Here is an 892-nt window from a genome sequence, read left to right as displayed (position 1 = left end):
GTCGATCAGGGTGATGATCCGGTCAAGGGTGATCCGTCGACGTTGCGGATGATGGCGCGGGAGTACCAGCGCATCTCCGACGCGGCCGATGACGCCTCGACCCGGTTGCAGTCGGTGAAGGGGTCCGGGTGGCTGACCGACTGGGAGGGTGAGGCCGCGGATGTGTTCGTCGACGCGATCGAGGACACCCCGTCGGACCTGACCAAGCTCGTCGATTCGTACGAACTCGCCGCGACGGCGTTGTCGGGGTGGGCTGACACGGTCGATGACACCCAGTACCGGGCCGATGGTGCGTTGGCGGATGCGAAGGACGCCACCGGGGACCTCGCCGCGGCGCAGGACCGGTTGGCGGATGCGCAGTCGACGTTGTCGCACTACGAGTCGACGTCGAAGGACCTGTCGAAGGTCGCCGACGAGTACCCGGCGGGTTCCGACGTGCCGGACGGGGTGGATGTTCCCTCGCCGGCGCAGTTGCGGGCAGCGTCCGACAACGCTTCCGTCGCGCAGGGGTCGGTGTCCTCGGCGCAGGGGGACATCTCGGCGGCGCAGTCGCGGATCGATGCGGCGAAGCGGCTCGTGGCGGATGCGAAGGGTGATTGGCAGGACGCGGAGCAGCGGACTGCGACGAAGATCGGTGAAGCTGCGGACGCGGGCCTCGGGAAGCAGTCCACGTGGGACAAGATCTTCGGGTCCGAGGCGTGGGAGACCATCGTGTCGGTGGCGAAGGTCGTCGTGGCGGTGGGTGGGATCATCGCGATGATCATCCCGGGGCCGTGGACGTTGGTCATCGCGGCGATCGCGCTCGTGGTGTTGGCGGACACGTTGTACAAGATGAGCAAGGGCGAAGCCGACGGGTGGGACCTCGCGTTCTCCCTGCTCGACTGCGTCCCCG

1 protein-coding gene is annotated in these 892 nt (G+C 67.7%); it reads left to right on the top strand.

Annotated features, from left to right (window positions below; all coding sequences use genetic code 11):
• On the top strand, positions 1-892 hold an 892-nt coding region (locus DEJ02_RS18225), incomplete at both ends, for a WXG100 family type VII secretion target (protein WP_181440419.1).

This window comes from Curtobacterium sp. MCLR17_042 (assembly GCF_003234695.1).
Classification (GTDB): domain Bacteria; phylum Actinomycetota; class Actinomycetes; order Actinomycetales; family Microbacteriaceae; genus Curtobacterium; species Curtobacterium flaccumfaciens.
Note: the sequence above shows the minus strand (reverse complement) of the source record. Positions and strands in the feature narration are given on the sequence as shown.